The organism is Paraburkholderia sp. J8-2 (assembly GCF_905220195.1).
GTDB lineage: Bacteria > Pseudomonadota > Gammaproteobacteria > Burkholderiales > Burkholderiaceae > Paraburkholderia.
Genome location: NZ_CAJMZA010000009.1, coordinates 75,437 through 91,673 on the forward strand (window position 1 = coordinate 75,437; position 16,237 = coordinate 91,673).

The 16,237-nt window shown below is 64.1% G+C and carries 16 protein-coding genes; 12 read left to right on the forward strand and 4 right to left on the reverse strand.

Translation table 11 applies throughout. The features are described 5' to 3' along the window. Positions 1–45 precede the first annotated feature (45 nt). From U5A52_RS20850 to acs, 3 genes are all read right to left on the reverse strand, one after another. On the reverse strand, positions 46–2,064 hold the full coding sequence (locus U5A52_RS20850) for a VC_2705 family sodium/solute symporter (protein WP_321936073.1): 2,019 nt from the start codon (positions 2,062–2,064) through the stop codon (positions 46–48). Then, positions 2,061–2,426 (reverse strand): DUF4212 domain-containing protein, encoded by a 366-nt coding sequence (locus U5A52_RS20855; protein WP_321936074.1) that lies wholly within the window; start codon positions 2,424–2,426, stop codon positions 2,061–2,063. The genes U5A52_RS20850 and U5A52_RS20855 overlap by 4 nt, the downstream gene beginning before the upstream one ends. Before the next feature lie 100 nt (positions 2,427–2,526). Then, the gene (acs, locus tag U5A52_RS20860; RefSeq protein ID WP_321912374.1) at positions 2,527–4,509 is read right to left on the reverse strand and encodes an acetate--CoA ligase; all 1,983 of its coding nucleotides are present in this window, start codon (positions 4,507–4,509) and stop codon (positions 2,527–2,529) included. Positions 4,510–4,865: 356 nt separating this feature from the next. On the opposite strand from acs, the gene U5A52_RS20865 reads away from it, so the two are divergent. The 9 genes from U5A52_RS20865 (at position 4,866) to U5A52_RS20905 (ending at position 12,641) form a co-directional block, all read left to right on the forward strand. Further along, positions 4,866–5,759: a DMT family transporter gene (locus tag U5A52_RS20865; protein WP_321912376.1), complete on the forward strand. Its 894-nt coding sequence runs from the start codon at positions 4,866–4,868 to the stop codon at positions 5,757–5,759. Positions 5,760–5,935: 176 nt separating this feature from the next. Beyond that, positions 5,936–6,580, forward strand: coding sequence for a TIGR00645 family protein (locus U5A52_RS20870; RefSeq protein WP_321912378.1), 645 nt, complete (start codon positions 5,936–5,938; stop codon positions 6,578–6,580). A 52-nt stretch (positions 6,581–6,632) separates the two neighbouring features. Further along, complete coding sequence (locus tag U5A52_RS20875) at positions 6,633–8,156, forward strand: fumarate hydratase (protein ID WP_321912380.1); 1,524 nt, start codon at positions 6,633–6,635, stop codon at positions 8,154–8,156. Between the two features lie 203 nt (positions 8,157–8,359). Then, on the forward strand, positions 8,360–8,839 hold the full coding sequence (bfr, locus tag U5A52_RS20880) for a bacterioferritin (protein ID WP_233882110.1): 480 nt from the start codon (positions 8,360–8,362) through the stop codon (positions 8,837–8,839). Positions 8,840–8,910: 71 nt separating this feature from the next. Continuing rightward, positions 8,911–9,771 carry a glutamate racemase gene (gene murI, locus U5A52_RS20885; RefSeq protein ID WP_321912382.1) on the forward strand — a complete coding sequence of 287 codons (861 nt, stop codon included), beginning with the start codon at positions 8,911–8,913 and terminating at the stop codon, positions 9,769–9,771. Positions 9,772–10,134: 363 nt separating this feature from the next. Further along, positions 10,135–10,389: a bacterioferritin-associated ferredoxin gene (locus U5A52_RS20890; RefSeq protein ID WP_321912384.1), complete on the forward strand. Its 255-nt coding sequence runs from the start codon at positions 10,135–10,137 to the stop codon at positions 10,387–10,389. 288 nt (positions 10,390–10,677) lie between these two features. Beyond that, complete coding sequence (locus tag U5A52_RS20895; RefSeq protein WP_321936075.1) at positions 10,678–11,409, forward strand: energy transducer TonB; 732 nt, start codon at positions 10,678–10,680, stop codon at positions 11,407–11,409. Between the two features lie 47 nt (positions 11,410–11,456). After that, positions 11,457–12,203 (forward strand): MotA/TolQ/ExbB proton channel family protein, encoded by a 747-nt coding sequence (locus U5A52_RS20900; protein WP_321912387.1) that lies wholly within the window; start codon positions 11,457–11,459, stop codon positions 12,201–12,203. Positions 12,204–12,221: 18 nt separating this feature from the next. After that, a complete protein-coding gene (locus tag U5A52_RS20905; RefSeq protein ID WP_133183537.1) occupies positions 12,222–12,641 on the forward strand; it encodes an ExbD/TolR family protein in 420 nt (139 codons plus the stop codon). A gap of 429 nt (positions 12,642–13,070) precedes the next feature. Here the strand turns inward: U5A52_RS20905 and U5A52_RS20910 are convergent, their stop codons facing one another. Beyond that, positions 13,071–14,111: a LysR family transcriptional regulator gene (locus tag U5A52_RS20910; RefSeq protein ID WP_321912390.1), complete on the reverse strand. Its 1,041-nt coding sequence runs from the start codon at positions 14,109–14,111 to the stop codon at positions 13,071–13,073. 121 nt (positions 14,112–14,232) lie between these two features. Between U5A52_RS20910 and U5A52_RS20915 the strand changes: the two genes are divergently transcribed. The 3 genes from U5A52_RS20915 to U5A52_RS20925 all read left to right on the forward strand — a co-directional run bounded on the left by U5A52_RS20915 (position 14,233) and on the right by U5A52_RS20925 (position 16,173). Further along, positions 14,233–15,114: a pirin family protein gene (locus tag U5A52_RS20915; protein WP_321936076.1), complete on the forward strand. Its 882-nt coding sequence runs from the start codon at positions 14,233–14,235 to the stop codon at positions 15,112–15,114. 136 nt (positions 15,115–15,250) lie between these two features. Next, positions 15,251–15,649, forward strand: coding sequence for an OsmC family protein (locus U5A52_RS20920; protein ID WP_321912394.1), 399 nt, complete (start codon positions 15,251–15,253; stop codon positions 15,647–15,649). 38 nt (positions 15,650–15,687) lie between these two features. Next, the gene (locus U5A52_RS20925) at positions 15,688–16,173 is read left to right on the forward strand and encodes an SRPBCC family protein (RefSeq protein WP_321912395.1); all 486 of its coding nucleotides are present in this window, start codon (positions 15,688–15,690) and stop codon (positions 16,171–16,173) included. The last annotated feature ends 64 nt before the right edge of the window (positions 16,174–16,237 follow it).

Below are 16,237 nucleotides of genomic sequence, written 5' to 3' on the forward strand. Positions count from 1 at the left end.
ATTGGCAAAGTGCTCGAACGCACACCCGCAATCACGTCCGTACCGTCACGGGTGCCGGATATAGTCCACCAACGCAAGCGTATAAGCGTCCGGCTTACGATCGAGCAAACTCACGCCAATCGCCACAAGAAAGCCTGCAGGCACACCGAACACGCCCGAACTGATCGGCTCGATGCCAAACCATCGCGCACCCGCAAAGCCCGTAAGTTGCGTAAAGAACGGGTACGTCGAGACGATGTAATAGACGCACACGGTCAAGCCCGCAACCATGCCGGCCACCGCCCCCAACCGCGTCGTGCGCTTCCAGAACACGCCGAGCACGAGCACGGGAAAGAGACTCGAAGCCGCGAGTGAAAACGCCGCCCCCACCAGAAAAAGAATGTTGCCCGCGTTGAGCGACGCCACATACGAAGCGAACAGCGCCACGCCGAGCAGCAGGATCTTCGACATCGTCACGCGCCGCTGGCTCGACGCGTCCGGATCGACCATGTGGTAGTACACGTCGTGCGAAAGCACGTTCGAGATCGTGAGCAGCAGGCCGTCCGCAGTCGAAAGCGCCGCCGCGAGCGCGCCCGAAGCAATGAGCCCCGACATCACGTACGGCAGCCCCGCGATTTCCGGTGCAGCGAGCACGACCATGTCGGGCTGCATCTGAATATCGCTCCATCGCACCACGCCGTCGCCGTTCACATCCGCGATGCCGATGAGATACGGTTCGACACGCCGCCACTGCATGACCCAATGCGGCAGATCGTCGAAGCGCTGCCCTACCAGATGCGTGAGGATCTCGAACTTGATCAGCACCGCGAGCACGGGCACGGTCAGATAAAAGAGCGCGACGAAGAAGAGCGTCCAGCCCACCGAGCGCCGCGCCGAGGCCACCGAAGTCGTCGTGTTGTAGCGCGTGAGGATGTGCGGCAGGCTCGCCGTGCCAAGCGACAGGCACAAGAGCAGCGAGAGGAAATTGCGTTGATGAATGCGCCGCTCCGCTTCGTCGGCGGCGGGGAACGGCTCGTTCATCGGCACGGGCGGCGTGGCGCGCTCGAGCAGGTCGTCGCGTTGGCGGGTCCACATCATGCGTGCGGCGTCCACGTCTCGCGGGAACGCGTTCAATTGACGCTCGAGCGAATCGATATCGCGCAGCGGACCGTTGTGGCGGCGCAGGTCCGCAAGCGACTCGACGAGGTGCGTCTTCTCCGCGACATACGACTGCGGCAGCGTGTCAAGGCGCGTCTGCCACTGCGCCGCGCCCTTGCGGTATGCGTCGCGCACGGTAGCCTCGGCACTCGCGCCGCGCACGTCGCGCTCGAGCGCTTCCACGCGCCGCATCACGTTGCCGTAGTCGGCTTGCGGCAGCCAGCCGAGGCCGTCGCGATGCGCGATCAGCGAGACCGGAATCAGGATGGCCGCAATCAGAATGATGTATTGCGCGACCTGGGTCCACGTGACGGCGCGCATGCCGCCGAGAAACGAGCACACGAGTATGCCCGCCAGCCCGCAAAAAATGCCGATGGCGAAATCCACGCCGATGAAGCGCGTGGCGATGAGCCCGACACCCTGGATCTGCGCGACGAGGTAGACGAACGAGCAGAGGATGGTCGCGAGCACGGCGAGCGCACGCACGAGGTTGCTCGAAAAGCGCGTGCCGAGGAAGTCGGGAATCGTATAGCGCGCGAGCTTGCGCACATACGGCGCGAGCAGGAAGGCGACGAGGCAGTAGCCGCCTGTCCAGCCCATCAGATACGCGAGGCCGTCGTAGCCGCTCGCGTAGAGCGAACCTGCGAGGCCGATGAACGACGCGGCGGAAAGCCAGTCGGCGGCCGTCGCCATGCCGTTGAAGAACGAGGGCACGCGCCGCCCGGCCACATAGTATTCGACGAGGTCGGACGTGCGCGAAAGCAGCCCGATCACCGCGTACACCGCGATCGGCACGAACAGGAACACGTAGCCGATCCACATACCGGGGCCGGTGGAAAGCTCGATGCGCCACATCACATAGACGAAGGCGAGAAACCCGAGCGTGTACAGCGCGTAGGAGCGGATTAGCCGGTGCGCGAGCTTCATCGTTGCTGGGCCCTGCTCGCCTCGCGTATGGCGGCGTCGGCTTCGCGCGCGGCTTGCAGCACGCGGTCGGCGCGCTGCATCAGCACGATATAGATCGTGACAAGCAGGACGTACAGCAGGATCGCGCCCTGTGCGCCCAGGTAGAACGGCAGGCTGAAACCCGCGAAACGCACGTTGGCGAGCGTGCGCGCAAAGTGCGGCGCGACGAACGAGACGAGAAAGCCGATCGTCATGAGCACGGCGATCAGCGCGACGTTGAAGCGCCAGTAGCGCCGATGCGCATGCGCCATCGCCTCGCTCACCGGGGGCGGCTCAGGCAAGGGATTGAGATTGTTCTGTGGTGTCGTGTGTGGCGCGGCCATGCGCCTGTGTAGCAAAAACGCGTATGGCCGGCAATCGGGGTCAATGCGGGGAGCAATGCGACGCGCGGCGCCAGGCAAGGCGCCGCGCGAACCTCAGCGTTTAGAGCGATTCGCCAAGCTGATCGAGAATCGCCGGGTTTTCCAGCGTGGAAACGTCCTGCGTGATCGCCTCGCCCTTCGCGAGCGAGCGCAGCAGGCGGCGCATGATCTTGCCCGAACGCGTCTTCGGCAGGTTTTCGCCGAAGCGGATGTCCTTCGGCTTCGCGATCGGGCCGATTTCCTTGCCCACCCAGGCGCGCAGATCGTTGGCAAGCTTCACGGCCTCGTCGCCCTGCGGACGCGTGGCCTTGAGCACCACGAACGCCACCACGGCTTCGCCGGTGGTGTCGTCGGGGCGGCCCACCACGGCGGCTTCGGCCACGAGCGGGTTCGCCACCAGCGCCGACTCGATCTCCATCGTGCCAAGGCGGTGCCCCGAGACGTTCAGCACGTCGTCGATACGGCCCATGATCGTGAAGTAGCCGGTGTCCTTGTCGCGCACGCTGCCGTCGCCCGCCAGATACAGCGTGCCGCCCAGTTCCTCGGGGAAGTAGCCCGACTTGTAGCGTTCCGGCTGCCCCCAGACGTTGCGGATCATCGACGGCCACGGGCGCTTGACGACGAGAATGCCGCCCTGCCCGTTCGGCACGTCCTGGCCGGTTTCGTCGACGATCGCGGCCATGATGCCTGGCAGCGGCAGCGTGCACGAGCCCGGTACGAGCGGCGTCGCGCCCGGCAGCGGCGTGATCATGTGGCCGCCCGTTTCGGTCTGCCACCACGTATCGACGATCGGGCAGCGCTTGCCGCCCACGTTTTCGTAGTACCACACCCACGCTTCGGGATTGATCGGCTCGCCAACCGTGCCGAGAATGCGCAGCGACGAAAGGTCGTAGCTCTTCGGGTGCACCTTCGCATCGGCTTCGGACATCTTGATGAGCGAGCGAATGGCGGTGGGCGCCGTGTAGAACACTGTGACCTTGTGCTTGGCGATCATGTCCCAGAAGCGGCCCGCGTTCGGGTACGTGGGCACGCCTTCGAACACCACCTGGGTCGCGCCGATCGAGAGCGGTCCATAAGCAATGTAGCTGTGGCCCGTGATCCAGCCGATGTCGGCCGTGCACCAGAACACGTCGCTCGGCTTGTAGTCGAAGGTCCACTTCATGGTTTGCGCGGCCCACAGCAAGTAGCCGCCCGTGCTGTGCTGCACGCCCTTCGGCTTGCCCGTCGACCCCGACGTGTAGAGGATGAAGAGCGGGTGTTCCGCGCCCACGGGCACCGGCGCGCACGTGTCGCTCTCGGCCGCCGAGACTTCGTGCATCCAGTGGTCGCGGCCTTCGCGCCAGGCGACCTTGCCACCCGTGCGCTGGTACACGATCACGCTGTGCACCGCTTCGCAGCCGCCCATGGCGAGCGCTTCGTCGGCGATGTTCTTCAGCGGCAGCGCCTTGCCGCCGCGCATCTGTTCGTCGGCGGTGATGAGCGCGACCGCGCCCACGTCGACCATGCGTTCGTTGAGCGACTTCGACGAGAAGCCGCCGAACACCACCGAGTGCGTCGCGCCAATACGTGCGCAGGCCTGCATGGCGACTACGCCTTCGACCGACATCGGCATGTAGATGACCACGCGGTCGCCCTTCTTCACGCCGCGTTTCTTCAGCGCATTGGCGAAGCGCGAGACGCGCGCGAGCAGGTCCTTGTAGGTGACGTTCGTGACGGTGCCGTCGTCGGCTTCGAAGACGATCGCGACGCGCTCGCCATTGCCCGCTTCGACGTGGCGGTCGAGGCTGTTGTACGAGGCGTTGAGTTCGCCGTCTTCGAACCACGTGTAGAACGGCGCTTTCGATTCGTCGAGCACCTTCGTGAACGGCTTTTGCCAGGTCAGCGTTTCACGCGCGAGGCGCGCCCAGAAGCCTTCGTAATCGCGTTCGGCTTCGGCGCACAGCGCCTTGTAGGCGTCCATGCCGGACACCGTGGCGCCAGCCACCGTTTGCTCGGAAGGCGCAAAGACGCGGCGTTCCTGAAGAACCGATTCAATCGCAGACATCGACAACCCCTTGGTGAAGATGAAACGTCAAACTCGTGGACACGCATGAGCATCTTCAATGCCCCTGCGCGCCGTCTCCGTGCGCCGCCGCCCATACGGGCGCGCGGCGCTATTGGCTTGCGCTGCAAGCCGCCATTGTGGCATTGCAGCATGCATGGCGGCGCGCTTCTGAGCACGACTCGCAGCACGAACGTGCGGCAAGACGATCGGCGCAAACCACCCATGCCGGCAAGATTAAGCGTAGCAACTTACCACCCACTTACGCGCGCACATGCAGGCATTGCAAGTCGCGCGCCATGGCACGCAAGTAAGCAGACATTTAGAATGCTAACTGAACTGCGCACCCGGATTCCAGCTTGAATCGCTATTACATGTTTCTCATTGCCTCGATGCTGCTCGTGGGCAGCAACGTCGGCATCGGCAAGTCGATCGTCGCCTTCATTCCTGTTCCACTCTTCGCGCTGCTGCGCTTCGTGGTCGCCCTCGCGGTGCTCGGCCCGCTGCTGCGCCGCTCCAAAATGCAACAGGTGAAGCGCGGCGAATGGGTCAATCTGTTCCTCCAGGCGCTCTTTGGGACATTCGGGTTTACGCTGCTGATGCTCGGCGGCGTGCATCGCACGAGCGCGGTCGCGGCCGGCGTCATCACGAGCACGATTCCCGCCGTGGTCGCCCTCTTCTCCTGGCTCTTCCTGCGCGAGCGCCCCGATGCGCGCGCGCTCGCCTCCATCGCGCTCGCCATTGCCGGCATCGCCGTCATCAATCTCGCACACGTGGGCGGCGGCGATACCGGCGCAAGCTCGTTCGTCGGCAACCTGATGGTGCTCGGCGCGGTGTGCTGCGAATCGCTCTATGTGATCCTGTCGCGCCGGCTCACCCAAACGCTCGCGCCACTCGACATCTGCGCATACACACACTTGTTCGGCTTTCTGCTGATGCTGCCCGTGGGACTGCCCGGCGCACTGTCGTTCGATTTTTCTGCCGTGCCCGCAGGCATCTGGTGGCTCGCGCTCTGGTACGGGCTTTCGGCGAGCGTGTTCTCGTTCTGTCTCTGGATGATGGGCATTCGCCACGTGCCGGGCAGTATCGCGGGCGTGTTTACCGCCGTGCTGCCCGTGGCGGCCGCTCTCTATGGCATCACGTTCCTTGGCGAGCGCCCCACACCCGCGCACGGCATTGCGCTCGCCTGCGTGGTAGCCGGCATCGGGCTCGCGAGCCTCAAGGCAAAGCGTCTGCCGACCGTGGTCTCATGAGCGCCGCGTAATCAGGTTGAAAGCATCGCAGCGGGCGCGGGCCTGTCGGAATCCCGGCGGGTCCCTCCTGCGACGCTGTACAATAGCGCCCGCCCGGCCCCTCGCGCGCGCCTTCTGGCCCCAACCAGACGACCTCGCCCCTGCGGCCCCGCCCGATTTCGCCACCGTGATTGCCCATGTCCGCCGCACGCCCCCAGCCGCCTTCCGCCGCCGCACCGGGTAAAGCCCGTCGCCGCATGCGTCCGCTGCCCAGCATCATCTTCATGAGCCGCTGGCTGCAGGTGCCGCTCTATCTGGGTCTGATCGTCGCGCAAGCCGTGTACTGCGTGCTGTTCCTCAAGGAGGTCTGGCACCTCGTGAGCCACGCCACCACGCTCGACGAAACCAGCATCATGCTGGCCGTGCTCGGCCTGATCGACGTGGTGATGATCTCGAACCTGCTCATCATGGTGATCGTGGGCGGCTACGAGACCTTCGTCTCGCGCCTGAATCTCGAAGGCCATCCCGACGAGCCCGAATGGCTCGACCACGTGAACGCCGGCGTGCTGAAGGTCAAGCTCGCCATGGCGCTCATTAGCATTTCGTCGATCCACCTGCTCAAGACCTTCATCAATCCCGACGCCGCTTCGTCGCATACGGTGATGTGGCAGGTGATCATCCACGTGGCGTTCCTCGCTTCCGCGCTCGTGATGGCGTGGATCGACCGCATCACCACGCATACGCACCCCGAACACTATCAGGAGCTCGCCGCGCGCCATCCGGTGCCAGGCGGGCATGCGCTCGCGCGTCAGGCGGTTCCCGAAACCGCCGACGCAGACTGAACCGCGCTCGCTGTACATAAATTCAAAACACCCGTCCCCACAGAAGCTAGCCATGACCGTCATCAAACAGGAAGACCTCATCCAGAGCATTGCGGATTCGCTGCAATACATCAGCTACTACCATCCGCAGGACTACATCGAGGCACTCGGCCGCGCGTACGAGCTCGAAGAGAGCCCGGCCGCGAAGGACGCGATCGCGCAGATCCTCACGAACAGCCGCATGTGCGCCGAAGGCCGCCGCCCGATCTGCCAGGACACCGGCATCGTCACGATCTTCGTGAAGGTCGGCATGGACGTGCGTTGGGACGGCGCCACGATGGGCGTGACCGACATGATCAACGAAGGCGTGCGCCGCGGTTACCTGAACCCGGACAACGTGCTGCGCGCCTCGATCGTGAGCCCGCCCGAAGGCGGCCGCAAGAACACGAAGGACAACACGCCGGCCGTGATCCACTACGAGATCGTGCCGGGTGACAAGGTCGACGTTCAGGTGGCGGCCAAGGGTGGCGGCTCGGAGAACAAGTCGAAGTTCGTCATGCTCAACCCGTCCGACTCGATCGTGGACTGGGTGCTCAAGACCGTGCCGACGATGGGCGCGGGCTGGTGCCCGCCGGGCATGCTCGGCATCGGCATCGGCGGCACCGCCGAAAAGGCGATGCTGATGGCGAAGGAATCGCTGATGGAGTCCATCGACATTCAGGACATCATCAAGCGCGGTCCGAAGGACTGGATCGAAGAACTGCGCGTAGAACTGCACGAGAAGGTCAACGCGCTCGGCATCGGCGCGCAGGGTCTGGGCGGCCTCGCCACCGTGCTCGACGTGAAGATTCACGCGGCTCCCACGCACGCCGCTTCGAAGCCCGTCGCGATGATCCCGAACTGCGCGGCCACGCGCCACGCGCACTTCGTGCTCGACGGCTCGGGCCCGGCCAAGCTCGAAGCGCCCTCGCTCGACGCATGGCCGAAGGTCAACTGGGAACCGAACACGGAAACCAGCAAGCGCGTTGACCTCAACACGCTCACGCCGGAAGAAGTCGCTTCGTGGAAGCCGGGCCAGACGCTCTTGCTCTCGGGCAAGATGCTCACGGGCCGCGACGCCGCGCACAAGCGCATCGCCGACATGCTCGCGAAGGGCGAGAAGCTGCCGGTGGACTTCAAGAACCGCGTGATCTACTACGTTGGCCCGGTCGATCCGGTGCGCGACGAAGTGGTCGGCCCGGCAGGCCCCACCACGGCCACCCGCATGGACAAGTTCACCGAACTGATGCTCTCGCAAACGGGCCTCATCTCGATGGTCGGCAAGGCCGAGCGCGGCCCGGTCGCGATCGAGGCGATCCAGAAGCACAAGGCGGCTTACCTGATGGCGGTGGGCGGCGCGGCTTACCTCGTTTCGAAGGCGATCCGCGGCTCGAAGGTCCTCGCGTTCGAAGACCTCGGCATGGAAGCCATCTACGAGTTCGACGTGCAGGACATGCCGGTGACGGTCGCGGTCGATTCGTCGGGCACCTCGGTCCACAAGACCGGCCCCGCCGAATGGCAAGCAAAGATCGGCAAGATTCCGGTCGCCACGGTTTGATGCTCGCCTGATGCCTGTTTAAAAACCGGGGCCTCGCGCCCCGGTTTTTATTTGCGCCGCGAGAAAGCGTACTGAGATTAATTCTCAGCACACAGTAAATCGCCGATATTTACCGCAATTCAACGTAGATTCGGCCTTGGCTTTTGTGTATTGAGCGTTTATTGTTGGAAACCAGCCACCGCCCCACAAAGAAAGGAAAGACTATGCAAGGCGACAAGAAGGTCATCGAATATCTGAACGCGCAGCTCAAGAACGAGCTCACGGCTATCAATCAGTATTTTCTGCATGCCCGCATGTACAAGCACTGGGGCCTCGAGAAACTCGGCAAGCATGAATATGACGAATCGATCGGCGAAATGAAGCATGCCGACTGGCTCATCGAACGTATTTTCATGCTCGACGGTCTGCCGAACCTGCAAGACCTGCACAAGCTGCTGATTGGTGAAGAAACCAAGGAAATCATCGAGTGCGATTTGAAGCTCGAACAGATTTCGCAGTCCACCTGCAAGGAAGCCATTGTGTATTGCGAATCGGTGCGTGATTTCATTTCGCGCGAAATCTTCGTGAAGATTCTCGACGACACCGAAGAGCATATCGACTGGCTCGAAACGCAACTCGACCTCATCGGTAAGATCGGCATCCAGAATTACCAGCAGTCGGCCATGGGTTCGGTAGAATCCTGATCGCACGCCTCTCGGCTTGCGCGCATCCGTCCGCCTTGCGGATGCGCACCCACCCTTCTGCGCCCATCTCCGTGAACCTACCGGCCTCTTCCCGCGCTGCGCCTGTCGGCATTTTCGACTCCGGTCTCGGCGGCCTTTCGGTGCTTCGCGCCGTGCGCGCGCTGCTGCCCGCGGAACGGCTCGTGTACGTCGCCGACTCGCGCTACGCGCCGTATGGCCAGCGCGACGACGACTTCATTGCCGACCGCACGCTCGCGATCTGCGAATGGCTTGTCGCGCAGGGTGCGAAGGCGCTGGTGGTGGCCTGCAACACGGCCACGGCGCAGTCCATCGCGCTCGTGCGCGAGCGGCTCTCCGTCCCGCTCGTCGGGGTGGAGCCTGGGATCAAGCCGGCGGCGCTGGTTTCGAAATCGCGCGTGGCCGGCGTGCTCGCCACCCAGGTCACGCTGCGCAGCGCACGCTTTCAGGCGCTCGTGGAACGTCACGCCGCCGACCTGCGCGTGCTGTGCCAGCCTGGCCATGGCCTCGTGGAAGCCGTGGAGCGCTGCGACATTAGTTCGGCCGAATTGCTCGCGCTGCTGCGCGCCTACGTCGAGCCCATGCTCGACGCGGGCGCCGACACGCTCGTGCTCGGCTGCACGCACTACCCGTTTCTCGACACCGCGATCCGCTCGATCGTCGGCGAACGCATGACGCTCGTCGACACGAGCGTCGCCATCGCCCGGCAGCTCGAACGCGTGCTCGACCAGCACGGCCTGCGCGCGGGCGGCGAGCCTGCAGGCGCGGGCGCCGACGACATCCGCTTCTGCTCGACGAGCGACGGCGCGCATTTGCATGAGCTGGCCGCCGCGCTGCTGGGGCTCGACGCCAATGTCGAACGCGTGGTCATCCCCTCGCGCCGCACGCGGGAACTCGAAGCGAACGCGGCCTGACGCGCCGGCGCTACACCAGGCGCAATTCCAGAGTTTGCGATTCGCGTTTCGCAGGGTGTTGTCGTTTCAACCCCGTTTCTGCGCGCCTGACTCACCGCCCGCGTACCATCTGGCTCCTGCCTGAAGCCCGCTAGCAAGCTCCATCGCCGCTACCCAAACCTGCGGGGCTAATGCCACGGCTGACCGCTTGCCGGCCCGTTCAGCGCCTTGGCAACCATCCCTCTCTCGTCCGTCATTTCCTGACCCAAAGCAAAACCCCTGCTAAACATCCGGTTTTGTTACAAAAAATCCGTCTACCCGCTTGCCAAACCCAGCAAACATAATGATAATAATTCGCATTAACTCTCTCTATTGCGGTCCATCATGATTGTCTGCGTTTGCAAATCCGTCTCCGACCGGACGATCCGCGCCTCCATCGAGGAAGGCATGGATTCTTTCGACGAGCTGCAGTTCGAGCTCGGCGTCGCGACCTGCTGCGGCAAGTGCGAAGAATCCGTTCGTGACGTGATGGCGCAAAGCGGTGTTTGCGCGAGCCGCTGCGGGGTGACGCATCCGGTCGCCCCCGCCGTAGTCCCTCATGCGGTTCCGCTCACGTTTTACGAGCGCAAGGCTGCCTGAAGCCATGGCGCGCATCCAGCCACCGATGCGCGCCCGCCCCGTCCGCCCGCTTAGCCAAAGGCGCCTCGCGTGCCAGGCGCCGCGGACGTCAAATCGCCGCCGACAGCAAGCCCGTCTCCCGACCAGCCAGCTACCGCTCGTGACCCTCAAAGGAGGTCGTGATGGAATTGCTGATCGGATTCGTAACGACGCTGTGCATCTCGCTGTTGATCTTTCGCAAATAAAGCTGCCCGACACGACGCGCCGGTTCGCCTGCGCGCCGCTGTCCGCATGGCAGCCACGCTAAACATGCAGGCTTTCCAAACCACCGCTGGCACGCTGCCGTCTTCCACTGTTCACGTCAATCGCCGTGTCGTCACGGCGAGCGCGATCGTGGTCGCGCTGCATGCCGCGCTCATCGGCGTCGTGCTGATGAAGCGCGAACCCGTGACGCCCGTCGCACTCCAGTCGCAAACGATGACGGCCGAACTGCTCAAGCCCGAGCCGGTCGCCGCCCCCGCTGCGATTCAGTCCACGCCCACGCCGCCACCGCCCAAGCCGGTCCCGCACGTGACGCGCGAAAAGCCGAAGGTGCAGCCCAAGCCCAAGCCGACTCCGCTGCCCGTGGCCGAAGCGCCCTCGCAGCACGCGATCGAGTCGGCCGCGCCTAGCGCGCCAACGCCGCCGGCTCCCACGCCGCCCGCGCCCGCACCGCAAGCCGCCGCGGCCACCGACGCCAAGCCGACCATGGCGCTTTCGGCGCCCAAGAACGTATCGCACCTCGACTGCCGCATCGTGCAGCCCGACTATCCGACGCTCTCGCGCCGGCGCGGCGAAACGGGCACGGCCTTCGTGCACTTCGTCGTGGGCCTCACCGGCAAGATCGAGAACATCGAGCTGAAGAAGTCGAGCGGCTCCGCCCGCCTCGACGACGCCGCGCTCGACGCGATGCGCCAAAGCTCGTGCAAGCCGTACCTGGAAAACGGCGAAGCCGTGCGCGCGGCCTACACGCAACCCTTCGAGTTCAGCCTGAACGATTGACCGGCTGAAGTCACACGCTTTCATGAATTGAATAAAGAGGACTAACAATGCAGAACTACGGTATCGCCCACGTCTGGGCGCAAGGGGATTTCGTGACGCGCGGCATCGCGCTCGCGCTGTTGATCATGTCGGTGCTGTCGTGGTGCGTGATCGTCGTGAAGGGCTGGAACGTCGCGCGACTCAAGCGCCTCACGAAGAACGCCGAGCAGCAGTTCTGGCACTCGGACGATCTCGCCGACGGCGTGAAGAAACTCGGCAGCGGCTCGCCTGAAGACAACCCGTTCCTCGCGCTCGCGCTGTCGGGCCAGGAAGCCGCCGATCATCATCACCAGACGCAGCCGCATCTGCACGACCGCATGGACGTGTCGGACTGGGTCACGCGCTGCCTTAAGGACACCATGGACGAGTCGGTCGCGAAGATGCAAAGCGGCCTCGCCATTCTTGCCTCGATCGGCAGCACGGCGCCGTTCGTCGGCCTGTTTGGCACGGTGTGGGGCATCTATCACGCACTGCTTACGATTGGCGCAACGGGCCAAACCTCGATCGACGCCGTGGCCGGCCCGGTGGGTGAAGCGCTCATCATGACCGCGTTCGGCCTGTTCGTCGCCATTCCCGCCGTGCTTGGCTACAACGCCCTCACCCGCGCCAACAAGGCAATCGTCTCGAAGCTCAACCGCTTCGCGCACGGCCTGCATGCCTTCTTCGTGACGGGCGCGCGCCTCTCCTCGACGGCCCGTGGCCAGTCGAAGGAAGGCAACACGGGCAACCTGCGTGTCGCTGCGCGCAGCCATTAAAGAGCGGAGGCAAGCATCATGGCGATGAGCCCCTTTGCCAGCGACGACGACGATGGCCTGATGAACGAAATCAACATGACGCCGCTCGTCGACGTCATGTTGGTTCTCCTGATCGTTTTCATGGTGACGATTCCCGTGATTCGTCACGCCGTGAAGATCGACCTGCCGCACGCGAGCAGCCAGAAGGAAGACACGAAGCCCGCGCAGATCAATATCTCGATCGAAGCGGACGGCACGGTGCTGTGGGACGGCACGCAAGTGGACGACGCAGCGCTGAACCAGAAGATCGCGGCCGCGGCGCAAACCACGCCGCAGCCGGAACTGCATTTGAACGCGGACCGCAAGGTGCAATACGAACGCGTTGCACAGGTGATGTCCGCGGCGCAGAGCGGCGGCCTCACGAAGCTTGGCTTCGTCACCGACCCGGCGCATCACTAAGCGGCTCGCTGCGTGCATCGGTGCGCGCAGCACGCTTAATTCAGCGGTACAAAGTAAAAGGCCTTCATCGTCAGATGAAGGCCTTTTTTCGTGCGCACGCGGCGCATTCGGGCGGTGGCGGCGACTCCCCGACAATCGATCGGTTCACACCGGCACATGCGACTGCCGTGGGCAACACGGACTGCGCTTTCGGCCCTGAAGGCCCACTATGATAGCGGCCATCAATTCCCGCTCAAGACCGGTGCTTGGCGAGAAGGACTTCAATATATTCCTCTCGCTTCACGCCTACAAGAGTTAGGCCATTGAATGTAGCGATGGCTGGTCACGCTTGAATGCCTAAAAACAAATGGCGCTATACGTAATGCACGAATGCACTGCGCAGCAAGCCAAGCTTCATACAAGCGCACGCGCGTGCACGTTCGCAAAGCTTCATGCCGTTTCGATCTTGCTGGCGCTCTTTGTGCGTGGCAGCCCAACCTGCGCGCTCGGTGTGCTCTGCCCTTCTGCCTTCGCTGCAAGCGCGGCAACGTCGCTTCTGAGCGGACACTCCTGCTGCAAGCTTTTATCGGCATCGAGCACTTCCACGAGGTAATCGACGAAGGCGCGCACGGCGGGAACCATACCCTGACGCGAGAGGAATACCGCATAGAGTTGCGGCACCGGCAACGTCCAGCCCGGCATCACGGGCGAGAGCTTGCCCGTGCGCAGCGCGGCGCCATACATCATCTCCGGCAATGCAGCGATGCCAAGGCCTTGCAAGGCGGCCTCACGGATCGTCGTGAGATCCGCGGTGATGAGGCGCGGCTCGTGTTCGTGTGAATGACGCGTGCCATCGGGTGCGATGAGCTGGAACACGTGGCGCCCGTCGCCCGTGGGTGTATCGAGCGTTTCGAAGCGCGAAAGGTCCTCGGGGGTGAGCGGCGGCGCGTTCTGCGAGAGCAGGCTCGGCGCACCCACCAGCATCTGCTCGGTGCGCCACAGCGGCCGCACCACGATATTGGCGTTCTGCGGCGGCTCGGAGCGCACGCGCAGCGCGATATCCACGGAATCTTCGAACAGGTCGATCACGCGGTTCGTCACGCGCATCACCACCCGCACCTCGGGGTAGCGATGCATGAATTCAGGAATCACCTGCGAAAAGATGGTCTGCGAAAGCGTGACGGGCACACTCACGCGCACCGTGCCGCGCGGCGACGAGCGCAGCGACTGAACGACGTTCACCGCGGCCTGCGCTTCGGCGAGCATCGCACGGCAATGCTCGTAGAAGAGTTCGCCCGCCTCCGTCAGCGCGAGCTTGCGCGTGGAGCGCTGCAACAGGCGCACGCCGAGCGAGGCCTCGAGTTCGCTCACCCGTCGCGACAGACGCGACTTCGAGATGCCAAGCACGCGTTCGGCAGCGGAAAAGCCGCCATGCTCGATCACCTGCGAGAAGTACATCAGGTCGTTGAGGTTATGCGAATCGATTTTCATGTCGTCGTTCCAGCGATGGGACAATCCATTGCGATGAGGCCGTAAAACAGGCCAAATTGGGTACCTATAATAGCGGTTTGTTTCGCATATAACGCAATTCCCACAATTCGAGGTGAGATCCATGACCACGACCCGCACGATCGAACGCGTTTATCCCGCAGTTCGCACCACCGAGGGTGGCGGATTCATCGTCCATCGGCCGTTCCCGACCCGCCAGCTGATGGACTTCGATCCGTTCCTGCTGCTCGACGAGATGGGCCCCGTTGATTACGCGCCCGGCGAGGCCAAGGGTGCGCCCGACCACCCGCACCGCGGTTTCGAAACCGTCACTTACATGGTCGAGGGCCGCTTCGGCCATAAGGACTCGGCGGGCCACTCGGGCACGCTGCGCCCCGGCGACGTGCAATGGATGACGGCCGGCGCAGGCGTGATCCACAGCGAAATGCCCGACCCCGAATTCACGCGCACGGGCGGCCGCATGCATGGTCTGCAGCTGTGGGTGAACCTGCCCGCGCGCGACAAAATGATGGCGCCGCGCTACCAGGAACTGCCCACGGAGCAAATTCCGGTGGGCCGCTCGAAGGACGGCAAGGTCTCGGTGAAGGTCATTGCCGGCGAAGCGCTCGGTGCAAAGGCCGCAATCGAAACGCGCACGCCGATTCTCTACCAGCACTTCACGCTCGCGCCCGGCGCGCGCGTGGAGCAGCCGGTGCCGAGCGAATACCGCGTGTTTGCATACGGGCTCTCGGGCACCGGTCTGTACGGCCCGCAGGGGCAAGCCATCGATGCCCAGCAGATGGTGACGTTCGCGAGCGACGGCGACACCGTCACGATCGCCGCTCCGGCCGACGCGAGCGCGCCGCTCGAGGTGCTGCTGATCGGCGGCGTGCCGCTGAACGAACCGGTCGTGCGCTACGGCCCGTTCGTGATGAACACGGAGCAGGAGATCCGCCAGGCGGTGCTCGACTATCAAGCCGGGCGCATGGGACGCATCGCTCACTGAATCCGGGGCGAGCGCCGCAGCGGGTTCTGTCGCATCGCCACAGGCACGCCCGCTTTCCGTCACAATAAGGTTTCCGGAGCGCGCAACGCAGGTCGCGCGCCCGTCCCTCTTTAACCGTCCCGCCCGCGAGGAGCGCATGGCCGAACCCGCAGTCACCGCACACATTGGCTCGACGAACTATCAGGTCCAGTTCGACGACGGCACCCACACCTGGATCGCGGACGAACCCGCCTCGCTCGGCGGCGGCGACCGCGGACCGTCGCCCTTCTCGCTCTTGCTCTCGAGCCTTGGCGCCTGCACTTCCATCACGCTGAAGATGTACGCGCAGCGCAAGGAGTGGCCGCTCGAAGGCGTACGCGTGAAGCTCACGATGGAAACCGGCAGCGAAGGCACCAGGATCGACCGCCAGATCGCGCTCGAAGGCGCACTCACCGAAGAGCAGCGCGAGCGCCTGCTGCAGATCGCCAACGCCTGCCCGGTCCACAAGGTGCTCACGAACACGATCGCGATCCGCACGGGCCTCGTCGTCGCTTGAGCGGCGGCGCAAGGACACAAACACAGGAAGGCGCCGCCTTGAATTTCGAACACCTCATCCAGATCAACGATCCGCTGAACCCGCTCGTCGAGGCCATGACGCGCGAGCAGCTGTGGGAAGGGCTGGTGCTGCGCGCCGAGCAGCCGCAGCTCTTCGTGATCGGGCTCGACAGCTGCACGATCCTCTCGCGCACCGAGAGCACGATGGAGCGCGAGCTGCACTATGGCCACGCCACGGTGCGCGACCGCGTCACGCTCACACCCAACGAGAGCGTGCGCTACGACATCATGGCAACGCCCGAGTACGTGGGCGGCTCGCTCACGATGACGATCGAGCAGCCCGATCCGCTGCAGCTCTTTCTGCGCTTTGAGTACCGCACGACGCTGCCGACCGCCGACACCGAGGACGATCGCCAGACCTCCGAGATCGTGAAGTCGGCTTATCGCGAGTCGGATATCGACACCGTGCGGCTCATCCGCCAGTTCGTGCAAGGCGACGGCAACGCGCCGAACGCGCTGCACTGAAGGCACCCGGCGTTTGTCAAACCGCCCTGTGCGGGATGGCAAACGCCGATTCATGACACAACGC

Coding starts and splice junctions, on each gene's coding strand:
- U5A52_RS20850 (WP_321936073.1), bottom strand. CDS start 2,064: ATGAAGCTCGCGCACCGGCTAATCCGCTCCTACGCGCTGTACACGCTC.
- U5A52_RS20855 (WP_321936074.1), bottom strand. CDS start 2,426: ATGGCCGCGCCACACACGACACCACAGAACAATCTCAATCCCTTGCCT.
- acs (WP_321912374.1), bottom strand. CDS start 4,509: ATGTCTGCGATTGAATCGGTTCTTCAGGAACGCCGCGTCTTTGCGCCT.
- U5A52_RS20870 (WP_321912378.1), top strand. CDS start 5,936: ATGTCCGCCGCACGCCCCCAGCCGCCTTCCGCCGCCGCACCGGGTAAA.
- U5A52_RS20875 (WP_321912380.1), top strand. CDS start 6,633: ATGACCGTCATCAAACAGGAAGACCTCATCCAGAGCATTGCGGATTCG.
- bfr (WP_233882110.1), top strand. CDS start 8,360: ATGCAAGGCGACAAGAAGGTCATCGAATATCTGAACGCGCAGCTCAAG.
- U5A52_RS20890 (WP_321912384.1), top strand. CDS start 10,135: ATGATTGTCTGCGTTTGCAAATCCGTCTCCGACCGGACGATCCGCGCC.
- U5A52_RS20895 (WP_321936075.1), top strand. CDS start 10,678: ATGCAGGCTTTCCAAACCACCGCTGGCACGCTGCCGTCTTCCACTGTT.
- U5A52_RS20900 (WP_321912387.1), top strand. CDS start 11,457: ATGCAGAACTACGGTATCGCCCACGTCTGGGCGCAAGGGGATTTCGTG.
- U5A52_RS20905 (WP_133183537.1), top strand. CDS start 12,222: ATGGCGATGAGCCCCTTTGCCAGCGACGACGACGATGGCCTGATGAAC.
- U5A52_RS20910 (WP_321912390.1), bottom strand. CDS start 14,111: ATGAAAATCGATTCGCATAACCTCAACGACCTGATGTACTTCTCGCAG.
- U5A52_RS20915 (WP_321936076.1), top strand. CDS start 14,233: ATGACCACGACCCGCACGATCGAACGCGTTTATCCCGCAGTTCGCACC.
- U5A52_RS20920 (WP_321912394.1), top strand. CDS start 15,251: ATGGCCGAACCCGCAGTCACCGCACACATTGGCTCGACGAACTATCAG.